The organism is Psychrosphaera saromensis (assembly GCF_002954545.1).
Lineage (GTDB): Bacteria > Pseudomonadota > Gammaproteobacteria > Enterobacterales > Alteromonadaceae > Psychrosphaera > Psychrosphaera saromensis.
This window is the reverse complement of sequence record NZ_MSCH01000003.1, coordinates 2921650-2940489: the sequence shown is the minus strand read 5'-3', so window position 1 is coordinate 2940489 and position 18840 is coordinate 2921650. Positions and strand designations below refer to the sequence as shown.

Genomic DNA, 18840 nt, shown 5'->3' with positions numbered 1-18840 from the left:
CTATTTAATGAGTATGAGTGTGAGAACGAGATTCACTCACTTCTTGCTCACTAAAGCTGGCATTGGTATCACCTTTGTAACAGCTTAATGTCCATGGGAAAGAGTTGGTAATGTAATAGCCATATTGACCGTCCACCGTCATGCCATTACATTCATCTAAATCACCAAGGCCTTCAGAATACTCATAGTCACCTCTAAATTGACCATCATAGCTATCACTCGCGATTGAGCCAACGTCTGCTTCTGGCGTTTGGTAACCTGCGACATCTTGACGCGTGCCTTGTTTAAGTTCAAAGCTAGGCGTTGCTTCTCTAATTGTACCGTCAACATTAATACAAGAACCAAAGACAGGGAAACCGTCAGCCGCAAAACCAATTACAGGAGACGCAGTTGACGCGGTACTGCAGTCTTGTTCAAACATTGCAATTGGGTTGCCGTGGTAATGATATTTACCGCTAGGTTGTGTATGCGCGTTGTGAGTGTCGGTACCAAAGCTATTTAATGGAGACATTGGGTCGTAACGCCATGGGTTATCATCTTGATTTGCCCCACAGCCAATTTTTTCTTGTCCTAACGTCTCATTGCCTACGCCATAACAAGCCGCCGCCAAAATATCTAGAGTAACACCATTAAGTAGTACAGCTTCTGCTGTACCTAACGTTAACGGGTTTACTTCATCAGCAAAAGTAGGATTAGCGTTAATGAAAAATTGGGTTCTCACTTCGGCAGGTTGCGTAGCAAATTGAGAACCGCCGTCATGAAAGTCATGGTTTGGGATGGTATTCGCATCAAGTGTACAAACATCGCTACTTGGTAATATGCTCACATCGCCGATAAAGGATATTGCGTTTTTAATATCCATCACTTCAGATTTGTAATATCCCTCGTAATCAGCACAAGAGCCATCTCGTTTGGTAAAGTTAACGTTGGTTATATCAATAACCGAAGTGTCCACAGTCTCGCTATCTGTTGAGCTGTCATCCGTTAATGAGGCATCGTCATCGTTACTACTATCACCACAAGCCGTTATTGATAATAGTATTGCTGTTAAAATGGTTAACTTGGTAAATTTCATAATATCCTCACACAGGTGTATTTTTATCTAGTTGTTAAATAGCTATCCAACAAAGCTTAATCTAGTGTAGGTGAAAAAAAAGTGAAACCGTGTTTTTTTGATAGATTATAATGTGTTAATTACGGCTTAACTGCTTATTTTTTATCTGGTATAAACAAACAAATTAAAGGTGCGAGGTCAAAAATATGTTGGTGCTACTTGTTGAAGACAATCGAGTGTTAGCCGCAAACATTATTGAATATTTAGAGGCGTATGGCTTTGAGTGTGATTATGCTGACAATGGTAATTTAGGCTTGACGTTAGCACGTGAACAAAGGTTTGATGTGATTTTACTGGATATAATGTTGCCGGGAATGGATGGCATTAACTTATGTTCAGCCATTAGAGACCATGGCATATCTACTCCTATAATTATGATGACCGCTAAAGGCACCCTAGAAGATAAATTAGAAGGCTTTGATGTTGGCGCCAACGATTACTTAGTTAAACCATTTCAACTGCCAGAGTTGGTTGCTCGCTTAAAGGTACTGTCTTCCTACCAACAGTCCTATCACCAAAACACTGGCTATCCCCAAAAAGGTAACACTCAGCTTAGCGTTGGTGATTTAACTATGGATACCGCAGAGTATAAGGTAAATAGAGCAGGGCAAGAGATCGTCTTGAGTAAAGCAGGTTGGCAAATTTTAGAATTGCTAATCAAAGCCTCTCCCAATGTAGTGACAAAATCAGAAATTCAGCGTGTGTTATGGCCAGATGAACTCCCTAATTCAGATGCATTAAAGTCTCATATTTATCAATTAAGACAGCAAGTAGATAAACCTTTTAGCTCTGCATTAATTTCAACGGTAAGAGGCGTTGGCCTAGTGTTAAAGAAAAGTGAATCAAAGAAAAGTGATATTAAGGACATTGCATTAAAGGAACCTGCTGTTAAAGGAAAATTATGAATAAAGATAAAAACCAGTTAGGAAAAAACAGCATAAAGTACCAATTAAATAAGCATCTATTATTTAGCATGCTTTTTTTAGTCGTTGTGTTTTCAATATTAATCTATCAAATCTTTAATATAAGTTCTCAAGCGACAACACACCGCAACTTAATGACAATGTCTAAAAACTTTGCTCAGCAAGTACAGCGTGATCCTAAGTTTAAACTACCGCACAGAGGGAGTTACGCGGCCTTTGTTGGTTTGAATAATATCCCACCTTTGTATTTTGACCTGTTTGAATTGCAACAATTAACACCATTTAAAATGCTAGTTAAGGAAGATGAGCGTGTGTTAGGGCAAGCTGACAGGACGTCTAAGTACTTTGCTTTTGCTCACCCAATAATGGACTCAGAGCAACTGCTTTACTTGTTCTATAGTGAAGATGAAAAAACAAAGTCTGAGCTGGCGAAAAATAATACCGCTATTTTTAATATGCCCTATATGAACGTGCCTTTGTCTATATTTGGCATCGTGATTTTAGCTTTGATCTTATTCTATGTGGTCTCTCGTCAAATCATTTCCTTGGTGGTGAAGCCACTGGATGATTTAGCTGAAATGGCCAGCTTAGTAGATGATCATGACGCTGCGTCGTTTGACATTACCAATAATCCAAGTGAAGTAGGTTTGGTTGCCAAAAAACTGCAAAAGTCGATGGAACGTATTGATAAATTTTACCTACGAGAAAAACAATTCATCCAAAATGCCAGTCACGAATTAAGAACACCTATCGCCTTAGTAAGCAGCGCCCTTGATATAATTGACTTGCGTATTAAACAAGGCAAAAACGAGTTTGATGATCAGTATCTCAATATTCGACGAGCTAACAATAATATGACTGAACTGTCAGACGGGCTGTTGTTACTAAGTAGAGAAAATACCGAAGATTTACTTAATGAAGAGGTGAACTTAAAACAAGAAATTACCTTGCTGGTTCATGAACATGATTATTTGTTGCAAGGAAAAAATGTCGAATTGAGTTTATCGGAAGATGGCCATAACGCTATTTTATTACCTAAAATCTTATGCCGGATTTTACTCAGTAACTTAATCCGCAATGCCTTTGAACATTGCGTTGAAGGGAGTGTATTTATTCAAATTCAGGATGCTTGTGTAACAGTGACGAACTCTAAGCCACCTATGATTGTAAACTCTAGAGTTAACGTAAATACGAATACAGGAAATAACACCGCAAAAGACATAGATAAGATACAAGGTTTTGGTATTGGGTTGGAAATTGTTCAACAAATTTGTCAGTTACAGAATTGGCACTTTCAACTATCGGATGAAAGAAAAGATTACTTTTTAACCCGGATTACGTTTGCTGAAAAGAAGTCGTAAGGGCATAAAATTGTGCTGTTAATTTTTGAAAGCATAACATTGAAAGCAGAATATTGGCAGTAGGGCACTGATACTCGAACTAGCCAAATAGCAGGGTTAACCATGAATATCGTTAACTTTAATATATGGTGACACCCAAGGTGCCGATGAAAACCTAACCCATGAACAACCGAAGTGTTCAAGGCGGAAAATATTTTTTCACCGTAGGCTTCTCGATTACTCACCGAAATGAGTCGAGCTTGCGCAATAGCAAATAAAATACTCTCCTGTATAAGTATTATCGGCTCAGGGATACAATTTTCTGTCAAACACCCCAGGTCCCATATTCAAAATAGCCTAACATAACGTAATACACCAATAACATTAATGCACTGATAATGATTATTCTATTTCTTGGCGGAATATAACAGGTATAGGATTATGCTCAAGGGTAAAAACAGACTTTTTTAGTCAAATGAGCAATTAATTATCAAACTGACCAGAGAACAAACAAATACCGCATTTTCACAATGGTTATTACGTTTGTAACACTACCCACAGCTATTAAAACAGTGATAAGCTTGCACATTATTTTGTTATCAATTTTGACTGTTTATTTCTTATGGTTTTATGTTCGATTAAAACCAGAGAGTAAAATAAAAGGCTGCATTTATGAATCACGACCAGTTAGTGTCTACGTTAAACGAAAATGACTTTACCGCCACAGCAAGTGAACTACACGGCTTGCTTACTGGCTTAGTTTGCGGTGGCATGTTTAGAGAATCTACTGATTATTTAGAACACATGTCAGAGCTATTCAATAACGGGTTATCTGTTAAAGGTTCTTTGAAAAAAGCCACTGAAACTATGGTTGAAGACTTATTTAACCAATTTGAATCAGAAGATATGTCATTTGCAATTTACTTACCTGACGACGATGAGTCATTAACTGACCAAGCCGAAGAGTTATTAAACTGGGTGCAATACTTTTTAGTTGGTTTTGGCCTTAACAAACGTGATTTGACTATGTCATCTAACGAAGCGCGTGAAATCATAGAAGACTTTACCAATATCACACGTATGGACACGCAATTTGATGAAAACAACGAGAGTCAGGCTGACTTCTATGAAGTGGTTGAGTTTGTTCGTATCTCCGCTGTGTTATGTCATCAAGAGTTTGGTAAAGCAGTAAACGAGCCAAAATCTGAGTCTAAAACACTTCATTAATCTTTAATCCGTTCACTTGAGAGTCGTATTTAATTTATGAACCGTATTGCATTTTCTGAGTTTAAGCAGCGTCGAGAACAGTTATTAGCGCAGTTGTCTGACAACTGTGTTGTGGTTATTACCGCAGCAAAAGAAGTGACTCGCAGCAGAGATACGGAATACGGTTTTAGACAAAATAGCGACTTTCATTATTTAACTGGTTTTCCAGAGCCAGACGCTTGGCTAATATTAGAGAAAATTGGCGGTGTTAGTAAAAGCACAATCGTTTGTCGAGTAAAAGACAAAGCCGCTGAAATTTGGCAAGGTCGTCGTATTGGTAAAGCGTTAGCTAAACAAGAGTATTTGTTTGATGAAAGTGCCTCTCTAGATGAGTTAGACCAAGTATTGCAAAACGCAGTTAACGACAAGCAAACTTTATATTGGGCACAAGGTGAAGACTTTGCCGTCGATGAGACTGTTTTTGCATTACTTGCGCAATTAAGAGCATCGGTTAGAAAGGGCTTAAGTGCGCCAGATCAGCAGATTGATATTCGACCATTACTTCACGAAATGCGCTTGGTTAAGTCAGCCAGTGAAATTAAGGTAATGCAACAAGCCTGTGAAATCTCTGCTAGCGCTCATACTCGCGCTATGTTGTTTTCAGCCCAGCAAATCAAACAACAACACATTGTCACCGAATATCAGCTAGAAGCCGAAATACATCACCATTTTGCGATGCACAATGCCCGTTATCCTGCTTATGGCACTATTGTCGGTAGTGGCGATAACGCTTGTATACTGCATTACACTGAAAATAAAGATCCAATAAACCCCGACGACTTAGTGTTAATTGACGCAGGTTGTGAGTTGCAAGGTTATGCCGCCGATATCACCAGAACCTTTCCTGTTAGTGGCCAATTTAGTCCAGAGCAAAAAGCCATTTACCAGCTAGTGCTAGACACTCAACAAGCTGTGTTTACTGCGATTAAACCTGGCGCTACTTTAAAGCAGTTAACTGATCTGTCGATAGAAGTTATTACTAACGGCTTAATTGAACTTGGCATTTTACACGGCGAGTTAAATACATTAATTGAGGAAGATGCACACCGAGCATATTACATGCACGGACTGAGTCACTGGTTAGGCTTAGATGTGCATGATGTTGGCCTGTACAACTTAAATGGCGAACCTCGTCCATTAAAAGAAGGAATGGTGTTTACTGTTGAACCTGGGATTTATATAGATGCTGAGTCAGAATGCGACCCTAAATGGCATGGCATTGGCGTAAGAATTGAAGATAACATAGTGATCACACAAGATGGCTTTGAAAACTTAACTCACGCAGTACCTAAAACCATAGAAGAGATAGAAAAGTTAATGGCTTAGCCATTTACTCAATTCGCTATGTTAAATACTTTGCCTAGTTAAGTACTTTTGTAAGATCAACTCTACTTCATCTTTATCAATGGGCTTGGTTAAGTAGTCGTTCATGCCGACTTCTTTTGCTCGTTCAAAATCACTGCGCATGGCATTTGCTGACAAACCACAAATAATTAAATCTTTAAACCCAGACTCACGAAGTTTAATGGTAGCACCATAACCATCTAATACTGGCATTTGTACATCCATAAAGACTAAGTCGTATTCTGGATTGTTTTGCAACTTAGTAACGGCTTGTTCGCCGTCTTCAGCCACGTCATACGATAACCCAAAGTTACTCAACATACTGCCCGCGACCAATTGATTAATCTTATTATCTTCTACTAATAATATATGTCCTTTATAGCGGTTTTCTTCAGGGCTAATATCATTTGTTGGCATATCTTTGAAACGTTTTTCCATTACACGAGGTGCGTGCATACCGGTAATAAACTTATGGAATTGAACGGGATGAAATGGATGGTGAATAATATTTTTTATACCTAAGGTGTTTAGGTTCGTGGTTAATTGCTGGGCGTTAATGTCTGTACAGATTGCCATTGAAATGCCAGTTTCAAGTAAGGTAGAAACAATATACTTTTGTTGTTCGTTAAGACTATTGTTAGTGAATATTAACAACATATCGTTTTTATTGAACTTGGACTCTTGTTGCTCAATAAAGCGTTCAATTAGTGATTCATCCACCACGTGGATATCGGTAAAATACTGGGCCATTAGGTTTATATTATTCGATGACTTGTTGCCATTTTTTTCAGCTTCAATGTCCCATAAGCACACAGAACCAAAGTTGACACTCAAAGGTTCAGTGATTGGTTCGTTTGTTGCGATATCAAAAGGCAAACATACCTTGAATGTACTGCCTTGAGCCGGCGTTGAGTTTATGTCGATATCTCCGTCCATTAAGGTAACTAGCTTTTTCGATATACTTAAGCCTAATCCGGTGCCACCGTAATTCCGACTCGTAGACCCATCTGCTTGAGTAAAGTCATCAAATATATGTTCTTGTTGTTCCTCGCTTATCCCAATACCTGTATCAACAATTTCAATGGTTAACAGTATAGATGGTTCAGCTTGTTCATTTGTTTGAGCGTATTGCCAGTTAATAATAAAAGACACTGAACCTGTATTGGTAAACTTAATCGCATTGTTGCCTAAGTTAAGTAATATTTGGCTTAAGCGAACTTCATCACCAATGAGTTTCTTTGGTAAATTGGGTGGCATGTAACAACGAATATTGAGTTGTTTTTCCAAGGCTTTAATTGAAAGCCCACCAATAACGTTTTCAAATGCATTGGCAGGGGAAAAAGGAATGTTTTCAATTTCCATTTTACCCGCATCAATTTTTGAGAAATCCAAAATGTCATTAATAACACTCATTAATATATTGGAGGAATAGCTGATCTTATCTAAATAATCTAAGGTCTCAGTCGGAAGGGCTTTTTGTTTAAGCAAATTAACTAAGCCAATAATTCCATTCATTGGCGTTCTTATTTCGTGACTCATGTTTGCAATAAACATGCTTTTTGCTTTAGCGGCTTGTTCTGCTCTTTGCGTTTCAATACCAAGACGTTCATTGAGTTGTTGTGACTCAATTAATAACTGGGTTGTTTTGATATTTTTATTATTAAAAATATTGGCGGAACGGATCAGGTGACCAATTTCATCATTCCTTGTTGAGGTAAACTCTTCTTCTAGCGTTTCATCTGCAGCTAACATATCGATAGCTTTGGTGATTTTCTGTATAGGCACAATAAGTTGTTTTATTACCACGAGTATAATAATTAATGCTAAAAACACACTGACGATGAAGATGGCACTGCTTTGTAATTTAGCTTGTTTTATATGGGTGTTTAATGCGGTCTTATTTTGATTTAAGTGAGACTGCGCTTCAGCACTGAGCTTTTGGGTTAAGTACAAAAACTCATTAGCAGAGCCAGACATAACCACGTTAACCAGATAAAAATAATTTTGGGTAACTTGCGAATATTTGAAAAAACCAGAGGATATGCTTTTCACATGTTGAGCTAATTGTGCATGCTCTAACTGTGAGTGAGCTAACTCTGAACTGTCCAAACGCGCCAATATGCTTTCAACTTGTTTGAGGGCTGAGTTAAATTTAGCTTTATTCTCGATGTTAGAAATAAACTTATATTCATAAATGCTAAGTTGTAATTGATGAGTAAGAAGTAATAACTTGGAGTAATGTTGGTAATTAGCATTTTCATTTTCTTGAGTATTTAATATTTTTGAAAGGTCATCTTGAAGTTCCATAACATGTTTTAATATACCGTCATTCAAGATCTTATCTCGGAGGGTTAATACATTAACAACCGTATCAAAATTTTCTTGGTAGCTAGTTAAGTGCATTTGCATGCTTTCAATAGCATTAGATTGGTTTTTATTTATGCTGGAGTTATCAACATATAGTTTGATATCAGCTAGCTTCTGGTTAATAGACGTCATAATGACAATAAAGCGATTGATTATCGAATTACTGCGGTTTTCTTTATAGATTAAAACATTACGTTGTAAGTCTATAACGTCCTTCTCTAACGTTTTTACCGATATCATTTTTCTTGCCAGAACTTCTGAATTACTAAGTTCTTCCGTCAACAATTCCTGACTTTTATACGCCATATACTGCTGCCAAAACAGCAAACCTAAAATCACTGAGAAGATGACGGCTAATTGAGCTTTTAAACTGCTGAACATACTAGCAGTCCCCTAAAGTATAAAAGGAAGTGGGGACTGAATGTAGCAGCAGAGGAAAGGTGAGCATTAAAGTAAGCATTATGCGTTTATAAACTCATACCATTTTTGAATACTGTAATCGTAGGTTGGCATAACTGTATTCCATACTGCAACATTACTAAAACGTTTTTGGTAACTCCCGCCAGAGCGTATATCACCAGTTTGAACCGACACTTTATTATCCGTTCCTTTGAGTTGTTGTGAAGCGGGTTTACCTTCGTACCAATAATCCCATTCTGACTGACTAAGGTGACTCTTAGCTCGTTGTGGGTTAGATATGTAATAACCTTGACGTGCCACAAACGCACCAGGCCAACCTGATAACCACCAATTCATATAATCGTATGCCGCATCTTTAACCTTTCCCTGGGTAGCGCTAGATAAACACATAACACCCTGCCAACCTCGGTATCCTTCTTTGGGCGCTGCATAGGTAATAGGAATGCCTTGTCCGTTTAATGACGAAGCCGCAGGGGAGAACATACTTTGAATTGCAACCCGGTCAGATTGCATAAAACGAACGGACTCAGGGACAGAAGTCCAAAATCCACTAAAGTGACCAGACTGTTTTAAGTCGATCAATATAGCGAACAATTGATCCAACTCTAGCTTAGTCATAGCGCCAATATTTTTAAATGTCATTAAGTTGTTGGCTTGTGCTGCCAGTGCCAAGTCAAAAATACCTATGGTAGGGGCATTAACCACACCCACTTTACCGCTATTTTTTTTATCTAATAACCAACCCCAGCTTTCGGTTTCATAAGGTATACCTTTGGCAATCACATTGGTGTTGTAACCAAAGGAGTCAACATTATGTACATAGGGTAAGTAACTTATCTCGTTAGTGTGTTGTGAGCCTAGCGTGTTGTCAGCTTGTACATGTAATAATTTATACGGTGCATCACCTGCGCCTATTTTGGCATGTGGGGTTACTTTGCCAGTTTTAGTTAGGTTATTGATTTCATCCCAATGAGTAATTCGTGATTTGTCGATAGACTGAATAGAGCCTGAACGCCAAAGTACATTGATGCTGTTGGACCATTGTTCAAAAAGGTCAAAAGACTCGGGGAACATAGAGGCCTTTTGTAAAACCGCCGCACTGCCTTTAGGCTCAAACACTAAATTAATACCTAAGTCTGCCATAGCTTGTTCTCTTAACTCTTCTTGTAAGGTTACATGTGTACCCAATACTCTAAGAGTGACTTTATTTCTAGAGAAGACATACGGCGCTTTAATTGCTGCAGCTCCAGCTAAGCTACCAATGGCGATATTTTTTAGGGTTTTTCTGCGTGATTTATCCAAAACTTTAACCATCCTCTGTGTCAGTTTTATTGAGTATAGAAACGAATGTTTTTTTTACATAGCTAAATAATGAAATAAGCTAATTTATTTAGCTAAATTAACAAATTAGCATTTGATTAATCCATATTAAAGATAAGGGATTTAGCTAGGGGAATTAGAAACAACATAGGTAAAGTTTTACCAATTTATGCAGATAGTTTTGTTAATGACGGTTAAGGTAATGTAGCATTGGCTTATTAGTGAATTCCTTGTTGTCAGCTAAGGCTATATTGGAATTACAATTGTAGGTAATTCAAATGCTTATTTATGGGCTTAGTCATAGAGCTTTGTCAGAAGGCTTAGCCATATGAGATAAGCAATACCTATGAGCATTTGTAAATAGCTTCAGTGATAGCTTTTAAGATAGCTTTAAAGAAAGCCCTGTAAGATATTTGTGTAGAACGTTGTGTAAGAGAGTTGTGTATGAGTGATACTGTAATAACTGAATACGATGTGATCATATCCGGTGGTGGTTTGTCTGGTCTGTTAACGGCAATTGGGTTAATCAATGAAACCCCTGAATTATCCATCGCGATAATTGAAACTGTTAGCCTGCCGTCGTTAGATGCCGTACCAAATGATTTTAAGAGCAGTGATTTTAAATCAGATACAGCTGCTCAGGAGTTAAATCAACGCTCAAATCAAATCTCTGAACAAAGCCAAACAGCTAACTTTGACGACCGATGTTTAGCTTTGTCATATGGTTCATTGCAGTTATTAAATCATTGGCAAGTGTGGAAAAATCTCAAACCGACGGCATGGCCAATAAAAACCATTGTTACCTCAGACCGTGGTCATTTAGGTAAAACGATAATGCGCTCACAGCAGTACAACTTAAACGCTATGGGTTACGTTGCCGCTATGAGAAATATGGGACACGCATTTACCACCACGTTAAATGAGTTACAAGCTGCCTTAGCAAGCACACAGAAGAATAAACAACAGGTCACCTGGTACAAACCCAATACCATTCAACAGCTTTCTCAACATCCTGAGCATATCCAAGTTGTGTTAGATGATGCACAAACCTTACATGGCAAGTTACTCGTTGTCGCAGAGGGGGGAATGTCTCCAACCAGACAAAAACTAAATATTAGCACTAGCACCCAGGCGTATAAGCAAAACGCAATCATCGCTAATATACAAGTGACAAAAAATAACAAAGTGAATAGCGTCTTAGCCACAGATAACCGGGCAGACAAAAATAATAAAGAAGAGCAGTCTCAATTGGACGGTCACACCGCATTTGAACGTTTTACCACATCTGGTCCAATCGCTTTTTTACCAATTAACAAAGATGAATATTCTGTAGTTTGGTGTGTTAAGCCAGAAGACGTTGATAATATAATGGCCTTGTCAGAGTCCGATTTTTGTCAGCAGTTACAAAATGCATTTGGTCATGCTGGTGGCGTTATTACTAAAACCTCCAAACGTGAGAGTTATCCACTTGGGTTAACCAAAGCGGAAACAATTATTAGCGATCGTGTTGCTCTGGTTGGTAATAGCGCTCATACAATTCATCCAATTGCAGGGCAAGGGTTTAACTTAGGTTTAAGAGATGTGGCTAGTTTGGTTAAGCAGATCAAAGCCGCGGTAAATAGCTCTGTTGATAAAAGTCAAAACGACATTGGTAGTTTTGTCGTATTAAATAACTATCAAGCAGCACGTCAGCATGACATTAATCGAATCGCTGGGTTTACTGACTTATTAGTAAGAATGTTTGGCCTAGAAGGGCGATTACCGGCATTAACTAGAACCTTAGCTTTATTAGCGTTACAAAAAGTAAGCAGCTTACAGCAATGGTTTGCGTTGCATTTTATGAGTAGCAAAGTAATTAAGTAGTAAACGCTTAAAGTAATCATTTAAATCACAAATAAACGTAGAGAAGCAAAACTTTGATTTCAACAGATATAACTATTATTGGTGGTGGATGTGTCGGTTTAACGGCCGCACTAGGGTTAGCAGATAACGGTTTTAACGTTATGGTTATTGATGCAGCTGCAAGTCACACAGAATTAACTGAGCCAGAACTGCGAGTTAGTGCTATTTCTGCCGCCAGCGAAAACATATTTCGTAAACTAGGCAATTGGTCGCATTTAGACTCAACGCGTTTTGCCCCATACAAGCAAATGTCAGTTTGGGATAAAGACAGTTTTGGCAAAATAGAGTTTGCCGCCGAGCAATTATCAGAGTCTCGCCTTGGACATATTATTGAAAACAATAATATTAGAAACAGCCTAATCGCGGTTGCCAGTTCACATGCCAATATTCAATTAAAATTTGATAGTAAAGTCACTAGCTTACATAACCAAAACAATAACCAAGCGCAGCAAGTATTAATTACCTTAGAAGACGGCACGCCAATTCTGAGTAAATTGCTGGTGGCTGCAGACGGAGCCAATTCCTGGGTGAGAAAACAACTGAAAACACCTATGGTATTTTCTGATTACGATCATCATGCGCTGGTGGCCACAATCAAAACAACCGAGCCACATCAAGCGTGTGCTAGACAAGTATTTTTAAAGTCAGGTCCATTAGCTTTATTGCCATTACAAATTGCAGAGCAACACCAAGAACAAAACCAAGAGCAAAATCAGTGCTCAATTGTTTGGTCTAGCTCACCAGAACATGTACAACAATTAAAAGACATGACGGAACAAGAGTTTAACAACTCAATCACCGCCGCTACTGACAGCGTATTAGGACCAATCACATTAACCAGTCAACGTGTGAGTTATCCGTTAACTATGCGTTACGCCAAACAATGGGTTAATCAAGGTGTTGTGTTTATGGGCGACGCGGCGCATACCATACATCCATTAGCGGGGTTAGGCATGAACTTAGGCTTGTTAGATGCCGCCAGTTTAGTGCAAATATTGGAGTCACCTGAGCTGTTAAACCCTAATAAAACCGCTGAGTTAACCAAACAACTAAGAAAATATGAAGGCTGGCGCAAAGCCGAAGCTCAAACATATATAGCCGCAATGGCAGGTTTAAAAGCCTTGTTTGCAGGTGATAATAAATTCAAAAAACTTATTCGAGGTTTTGGCCTGTTGTTAACCAATAATAGCCCTGTGGTTAAACATAAAATAATTGAGCAAGCTATGGGTGTTACAGGCGATTTACCTGAGCTAGCTAAATATAAAGACGTTATATAACCCACGCCACATTAACGACGCAAACATCTGAAATTGCTATCATTTGCCATACTTAGGTTTATGTTTGGCATAAAAATAACTAATGGTAATTTATTAGTTTTGTTGCGTCGAATCCGTTATACTCCTTCGCAATTTTTAAGTGGAAGAACTTAAGTTATGCCAATTACATTTATGTTATTGGCACTATTCGTTTGTAAATTTAACAATTCATAAAACGACTTAATTCTTTTCACCTTGTTCGTAACGTTTAACACGCAGCAAAGGTAAAAATATGACAAATAGAACAGTTTTATTCGACAAACACGTAGAATCTGGCGCAAAAATGGTGGACTTCCACGGTTGGGAAATGCCGATTAACTATGGCTCTCAAATCGAAGAGCATCACGCAGTTCGTCAAGACGCAGGTATGTTTGACGTATCTCATATGACAATTGTTGATATTAACGGTTCTGATGCTCAAGCATTTTTACGTAAACTTGTTGCTAATGATGTAGCCAAATTAACGGTCCCAGGTAAAGCCCTTTACACTGGTATGTTAAATGAAGACGGCGGCGTTATTGATGACCTTATCATTTATTTCTTCTCAAAAGAGTCTTACCGTTTAGTTGTTAATTCAGCCACTCGTGAAAAAGACTTAGCCTGGATCAACAAACAAGCACAAGCATTCTCTGTAACCGTTACTGAACGTCCAGAATTTGGCATGATTGCAGTTCAAGGCCCTCAAGCAACAGCAAAAGTAGCCACTATTTTAGACAGCGTGCAATTAGCCACTGTTGATGGTTTAAAACCATTTTTTGGTGTGCAAGCTGGCGACTTATTTATCGCAACCACAGGTTACACAGGTGAAGCGGGTTACGAAATTGTCGTTCCTGCAGACCAAGCTGCTGACTTATGGCAAAAATTATTAGATGCGGGTGTTAAACCTGCAGGTTTAGGCGCACGTGACACCTTACGTTTAGAAGCGGGTATGAACCTTTACGGTTTAGACATGGATGACTCAGTATCTCCATTAGCGGCAAACATGGCGTGGACCATCGCTTGGGAACCAGAAGACCGTGACTTTATTGGTCGTGCTGCGTTAGTTGCTCAAAAAGCAGCAGGCACAGAAAAACTCGTTGGTTTAGTAATGGAAGAAAAGGGCGTATTACGCTCTGGCTTAAAAGTCCTTACCGCTAACGGCGACGGTGTTATCACTTCAGGTTCGTTTTCTCCAACATTAGGTTACTCAATTGCGATGGCTCGTATTCCAGCCGGAGCTGCGGTTGGTGATACGGTTCAGGTTGAAATGCGCAAAAAATTAGTCGACGTTAAAGTAACTAAAGCAGGATTTGTTCGTAACGGCAAATCAGTACTTTAAAGAGAACTTTAAAACCGATAGCAAAGAATACAAAAGCTAAGTTGAACTAATTTGCCGTAACATTTATATTTTGTTGTGGTTTTAAACAGAACAACTTAGCTGTTAAAATTTAGCAGTGTATAAAGCTAAAAAAATTAATAATAACTTTTAAATAACTATTACCTATTTAAATAACCATTATTTAAGTAGCAACGGCCAAAGGAAAATAAACTATGAGCAACATTCCATCGGATTTAAAATACGCTTCTTCTCATGAATGGGTACGTAACGAAGGTGACGGAACTGTAACTGTAGGAATTAGTGAACATGCGCAAGGTTTATTAGGCGACATGGTATTTGTTGATTTACCAGACGTTGGTGATGAATTTGCAGCAGGCGATGACTGTGCTGTAGCTGAGTCAGTTAAAGCAGCTTCTGATATCTATGCACCAGTTGCTGGCGAAATCGTAGCGATTAACGAAGAGCTAGAAGACGCTCCAGAAAAAGTTAACGCTGATCCATACGGAGACGGTTGGTTGTTCCGCATTAAATTAGAAGACGCATCTGAATTAGATGATCTTCTTGACGCGGAAGGTTATGAATCGTCAATCGACGAAGATTAATTAGCAAAAAATAAAGCCTCGCTTGGACACCCAATGCGAGGTTTATTCGTTTAAAGGGCAGAGCTCTGCTTAAAACGAATGCGCTTGGTGCACCAGTTACTACTAGAAATAGTATTAGAGATAGTACTGGTGTCAGCGCAAACTAAATAAGTACAAAACATACGTTTACAGCATAAACGTATATTTACTGTTTTAAACCGCTAACCATTAGCAATTTTAGGAAGTCTATTAACATGACCGAAAAAACCAGCTTACAACAACTAGAGCAACACGACATTTTCATTCGCCGCCACATAGGTCCAAGCGAAGCAGAACAGTTAGAAATGTGTAAAACCCTAGGTGTAAGTTCAGTTGAAGAACTGATTGGACAAACGGTGCCAGGCTCAATTCGTTTACCACAAGAAATGAACTTAGACGACGCCAAAACGGAAGAACAAACGTTAGCGTATTTAAAAACCGTTGCCGGTGAAAATAAAATTGCTAAATCTTATATCGGTTTAGGTTACCACCCAGTTTCAGTACCAAACGTTATTTTACGTAATGTGTTAGAAAATCCAGGCTGGTACACAGCGTATACGCCGTACCAACCAGAAATTGCTCAAGGTCGTTTGGAAGCACTATTAAACTTCCAACAAGTCACTATCGACTTAACGGGTTTAGACTTAGCCAGTGCCTCGTTATTAGACGAAGCAACGGCTGCTGCCGAAGCAATGGGCTTAGCTCGTCGTGTTTCAAAAGCTAAAAAAGCCAACATCTTCTTTATCGGCAATGATGTATATCCACAAACTATCGACGTTGTTAAAACACGTGCTGAAATGTTTGGTTTTGAAATCGTTGTTGACGCACCAGAAAAAGCAGTTGATTACGAAATATTTGGTGCCTTGTTCCAATACACAGGCGCAGAAGGTCAAGTTAACGACATCAAACCGTTAATTGAAGCCGTACAAGCAAACAAAGGCGTTGCCATTGTTGCCGCTGACATTATGAGCTTATTAATGTTAGAAGGCCCGGGTCACTTGGGCGCAGACGCTGTATTAGGTTCAGCGCAACGTTTTGGTGTACCAATGGGATACGGTGGTCCACACGCTGCATTTTTTGCAACCAGCGACAAACATAAACGTTCATTACCGGGTCGTATCATAGGCGTATCTAAAGACCGTCGTGGTAACCCTGCATTACGTATGGCAATGCAAACACGTGAACAACATATCCGTCGTGAAAAAGCCAACTCAAACATTTGTACTGCGCAAGTATTACTCGCTAATATGGCGTCGTTCTACGCGGTTTATCATGGTCCACAAGGACTAAAAGCAATCGCAAACCGCATACACCGTTTTGCTGATATCTTTGCCGCTGGCCTTAAAGCCAAAGGCGTTGCTTTAGTTAACAACTCTTGGTTTGACACCATTACTTTTGTGGCTGATAACAAAGACGAAATCCTAGCGCGCGCTAAATCAAAATTAGTTAACTTCCGTACTGATTTAGACGGAAAATTATCTGCAACCATGCATGAAACCGTTACTCGTGAATGTGTTTTAGAGTTATTTGATGTTGTCCTTGGTGAAGGTCATGGTTTAGACATTGCTGAATTAGACGCACAAGTTATTAATGCAGACTCTTCAATTCCAGCCGCTTACGCTCGTAAAACAGACGTACTAACGCATAAAGTATTTAACTCATACCACAGCGAAACAGAAATGTTACGTTATATTCGTCGTCTTGAAGGCAAAGACTTATCATTGAATCACTCAATGATCTCTTTGGGTTCTTGTACCATGAAGTTAAATGCAACCGCAGAAATGATCCCAGTAACTTGGCCTGAATTTGGTAACTTGCACCCATTCTGTCCTGCTGACCAAGCCCAAGGCTACAGCAAAATGATTGGCGAATTATCTGAACAGTTAATTGAAATCACAGGTTACGACAACATCTCAATGCAACCAAATTCTGGTGCACAAGGTGAATACGCTGGTCTAATCGCGATTCGTAAATACCACGAAAGCCGTAATGATCATCACCGTAACATTTGCTTAATTCCAAGTTCAGCGCACGGTACTAACCCAGCTTCAGCCCAAATGGCCAGCATGAAAGTGGTAGTAACCGCGTGTGATGAAAACGGTAACGTAGACATTGCAGACTTAAAAGCCAAAGCAGAAGAACACAGCGAGAACTTATCTTGCGTAATGATCACATATCCTTCTACTCACGGTATCTACGAAGAAACCATTAAAGAAGCCTGTGAAATTGTGCATGCAAACGGCGGTCAAGTTTACATGGACGGCGCCAACATGAACGCACAGGTTGGCTTAACGTCACCGGGTTCAATTGGCTCTGACGTATCACACTTAAACTTACACAAAACATTCTGTATTCCACATGGTGGCGGCGGCCCAGGTATGGGACCAATTGGTGTTAAGTCGCATTTAGCGCCTTTCTTACCAAACCACGTTGTGACTAAAGTTGAATTCATTGGTAAAAATGCCATTGAAAATGTAGGCATAGACAACGGCGCAGTATCAGCAGCACCTTATGGCTCTGCAGGTATCTTACCTATCTCTTGGGCATACATTGCCATGATGGGTAAAATTGGTTTACGCCAAGCAACCCAAGTGGCTATCTTAAATGCTAACTACGTTGCAGAACGTTTAAGTGCACATTACCCAATCTTATATCGTGGCCGTAACGACCGTGTTGCGCACGAATGTATTGTTGATTTACGTCCACTTAAAGACTCATCTGGTATTTCAGAAATGGATATCGCTAAGCGTTTGAACGACTACGGTTTCCATTCACCAACCATGTCATTCCCAGTTGCTGGCACATTAATGATTGAACCTACTGAGTCAGAAGCAAAAGTAGAACTAGACCGTTTTGTTGATGCACTTGTGGCTATTCGTGGTGAAATTAGTAAGATTGAAAACGGGCAATGGACGTTAGAAAACAATCCACTAGTATTTGCACCACATACAGCGGAAGACGTATTAGACCCAACGTGGGACAGAGCGTATGCACGTGATTACGCAGCATTCCCATGTGAGTCTGTGAAGTTAAACAAATTCTGGCCAACAGTGACTCGTATAGATGATGTATACGGCGACCGTAATTTGATTTGTTCTTGTCCGAGTATTGATACTTATAAGGACTAGGCTCTGTAACCAGAGTTATTGATCCATAAAGGGTTAGTCTAAGAATATTACATCCATGTATCTTAGACATTAATTCGTCCTTGAATTTAAAAGGTGACTTAGGTCACCTTTTTTTATGTTTTTTTTAAGGTTAGATTGGTGATTTTAGCTTTGAAATTGTATTTCAAATTACTATTGGAGTCGCCCCTCGGCGACCATACCTTTTTTCAACAGCCAAAAAAGGTAGGCGAAAAAGGCCGCTCCTAAACAAAATCCAATACTTCATTAAATAGTTATTTTTGTTTACAAAAGCGGACTGAAAAGTCGTCCCTGACAAACAGTCCTTTCTCAGCATCCATGCTTCGAATTTTATAAAAAATAATATTTAACAAAGTGATTTTGTGATGGAGAGGTAAAGCAGAGCAAAAAGAAAAAGCAGGGCGAACCTGCGGTTCGCCAGCTAGGAATTGACTTATATGTTTT

Annotated in this window: 12 protein-coding genes and 1 other RNA gene; 9 read left to right on the top strand and 4 right to left on the bottom strand. The window is 39.1% G+C overall.

The window, feature by feature from the left end; genetic code table 11:
• Window positions 1–4 precede the first annotated feature (4 nt).
• Window positions 5–1075: a YHYH protein gene (locus BTO11_RS13320; RefSeq protein ID WP_105053056.1), complete on the bottom strand. Its 1071-nt coding sequence runs from the start codon at window positions 1073–1075 to the stop codon at window positions 5–7.
• Window positions 1076–1260: 185 nt separating this feature from the next.
• On the opposite strand from BTO11_RS13320, the gene BTO11_RS13315 reads away from it, so the two are divergent.
• Both BTO11_RS13315 and BTO11_RS13310 read left to right on the top strand, forming a co-directional pair.
• Complete coding sequence (locus tag BTO11_RS13315) at window positions 1261–2019, top strand: response regulator transcription factor (protein WP_105053055.1); 759 nt, start codon at window positions 1261–1263, stop codon at window positions 2017–2019.
• On the top strand, window positions 2016–3398 hold the full coding sequence (locus BTO11_RS13310; RefSeq protein ID WP_105053054.1) for a sensor histidine kinase: 1383 nt from the start codon (window positions 2016–2018) through the stop codon (window positions 3396–3398). The genes BTO11_RS13315 and BTO11_RS13310 overlap by 4 nt, the downstream gene beginning before the upstream one ends.
• Window positions 3399–3526: 128 nt before the next feature.
• Here BTO11_RS13310 and ssrS read toward each other — a convergent pair.
• A non-coding RNA gene (gene ssrS / locus BTO11_RS13305) (6S RNA) lies at window positions 3527–3721 on the bottom strand.
• A gap of 328 nt (window positions 3722–4049) precedes the next feature.
• Between ssrS and BTO11_RS13300 the strand changes: the two genes are divergently transcribed.
• Together BTO11_RS13300 and pepP are read left to right on the top strand one after the other, a co-directional pair.
• Complete coding sequence (locus BTO11_RS13300; RefSeq protein WP_105053053.1) at window positions 4050–4604, top strand: UPF0149 family protein; 555 nt, start codon at window positions 4050–4052, stop codon at window positions 4602–4604.
• A gap of 36 nt (window positions 4605–4640) precedes the next feature.
• Window positions 4641–5969 carry a Xaa-Pro aminopeptidase gene (gene pepP, locus BTO11_RS13295; protein WP_105053052.1) on the top strand — a complete coding sequence of 443 codons (1329 nt, stop codon included), beginning with the start codon at window positions 4641–4643 and terminating at the stop codon, window positions 5967–5969.
• Between the two features lie 21 nt (window positions 5970–5990).
• Here the strand turns inward: pepP and BTO11_RS13290 are convergent, their stop codons facing one another.
• Together BTO11_RS13290 and BTO11_RS13285 are read right to left on the bottom strand one after the other, a co-directional pair.
• Window positions 5991–8735, bottom strand: coding sequence for an ATP-binding protein (locus BTO11_RS13290; RefSeq protein ID WP_105053051.1), 2745 nt, complete (start codon window positions 8733–8735; stop codon window positions 5991–5993).
• A 78-nt stretch (window positions 8736–8813) separates the two neighbouring features.
• Window positions 8814–10088 carry an ABC transporter substrate-binding protein gene (locus tag BTO11_RS13285; RefSeq protein ID WP_105053050.1) on the bottom strand — a complete coding sequence of 425 codons (1275 nt, stop codon included), beginning with the start codon at window positions 10086–10088 and terminating at the stop codon, window positions 8814–8816.
• Window positions 10089–10538: 450 nt separating this feature from the next.
• On the opposite strand from BTO11_RS13285, the gene BTO11_RS13280 reads away from it, so the two are divergent.
• The 5 genes from BTO11_RS13280 (at window position 10539) to gcvP (ending at window position 18378) form a co-directional block, all read left to right on the top strand.
• Window positions 10539–11957, top strand: a complete 1419-nt coding sequence (locus BTO11_RS13280; RefSeq protein WP_105053049.1) for an FAD-dependent monooxygenase — start codon at window positions 10539–10541, stop codon at window positions 11955–11957.
• Window positions 11958–12010: 53 nt separating this feature from the next.
• Window positions 12011–13273 (top strand): FAD-dependent monooxygenase, encoded by a 1263-nt coding sequence (locus BTO11_RS13275; protein ID WP_105053048.1) that lies wholly within the window; start codon window positions 12011–12013, stop codon window positions 13271–13273.
• A gap of 271 nt (window positions 13274–13544) precedes the next feature.
• Window positions 13545–14630: a glycine cleavage system aminomethyltransferase GcvT gene (gene gcvT / locus BTO11_RS13270; protein ID WP_105053047.1), complete on the top strand. Its 1086-nt coding sequence runs from the start codon at window positions 13545–13547 to the stop codon at window positions 14628–14630.
• Window positions 14631–14842: 212 nt separating this feature from the next.
• On the top strand, window positions 14843–15232 hold the full coding sequence (gene gcvH, locus BTO11_RS13265) for a glycine cleavage system protein GcvH (protein WP_105053046.1): 390 nt from the start codon (window positions 14843–14845) through the stop codon (window positions 15230–15232).
• 233 nt (window positions 15233–15465) lie between these two features.
• A complete protein-coding gene (gene gcvP, locus BTO11_RS13260) occupies window positions 15466–18378 on the top strand; it encodes an aminomethyl-transferring glycine dehydrogenase (protein ID WP_105053045.1) in 2913 nt (970 codons plus the stop codon).
• Window positions 18379–18840 lie beyond the last annotated feature (462 nt).

What these genes read in the sequence shown, in the direction of transcription:
- BTO11_RS13320 (WP_105053056.1), bottom strand. Translation starts at nt 1,075, where the DNA reads ATGAAATTTACCAAGTTAACCATTTTAACAGCAATACTATTATCAATA.
- BTO11_RS13315 (WP_105053055.1), top strand. Translation starts at nt 1,261, where the DNA reads ATGTTGGTGCTACTTGTTGAAGACAATCGAGTGTTAGCCGCAAACATT.
- BTO11_RS13310 (WP_105053054.1), top strand. Translation starts at nt 2,016, where the DNA reads ATGAATAAAGATAAAAACCAGTTAGGAAAAAACAGCATAAAGTACCAA.
- BTO11_RS13300 (WP_105053053.1), top strand. Translation starts at nt 4,050, where the DNA reads ATGAATCACGACCAGTTAGTGTCTACGTTAAACGAAAATGACTTTACC.
- pepP (WP_105053052.1), top strand. Translation starts at nt 4,641, where the DNA reads ATGAACCGTATTGCATTTTCTGAGTTTAAGCAGCGTCGAGAACAGTTA.
- BTO11_RS13290 (WP_105053051.1), bottom strand. Translation starts at nt 8,735, where the DNA reads ATGTTCAGCAGTTTAAAAGCTCAATTAGCCGTCATCTTCTCAGTGATT.
- BTO11_RS13285 (WP_105053050.1), bottom strand. Translation starts at nt 10,088, where the DNA reads ATGGTTAAAGTTTTGGATAAATCACGCAGAAAAACCCTAAAAAATATC.
- BTO11_RS13280 (WP_105053049.1), top strand. Translation starts at nt 10,539, where the DNA reads ATGAGTGATACTGTAATAACTGAATACGATGTGATCATATCCGGTGGT.
- gcvT (WP_105053047.1), top strand. Translation starts at nt 13,545, where the DNA reads ATGACAAATAGAACAGTTTTATTCGACAAACACGTAGAATCTGGCGCA.
- gcvH (WP_105053046.1), top strand. Translation starts at nt 14,843, where the DNA reads ATGAGCAACATTCCATCGGATTTAAAATACGCTTCTTCTCATGAATGG.
- gcvP (WP_105053045.1), top strand. Translation starts at nt 15,466, where the DNA reads ATGACCGAAAAAACCAGCTTACAACAACTAGAGCAACACGACATTTTC.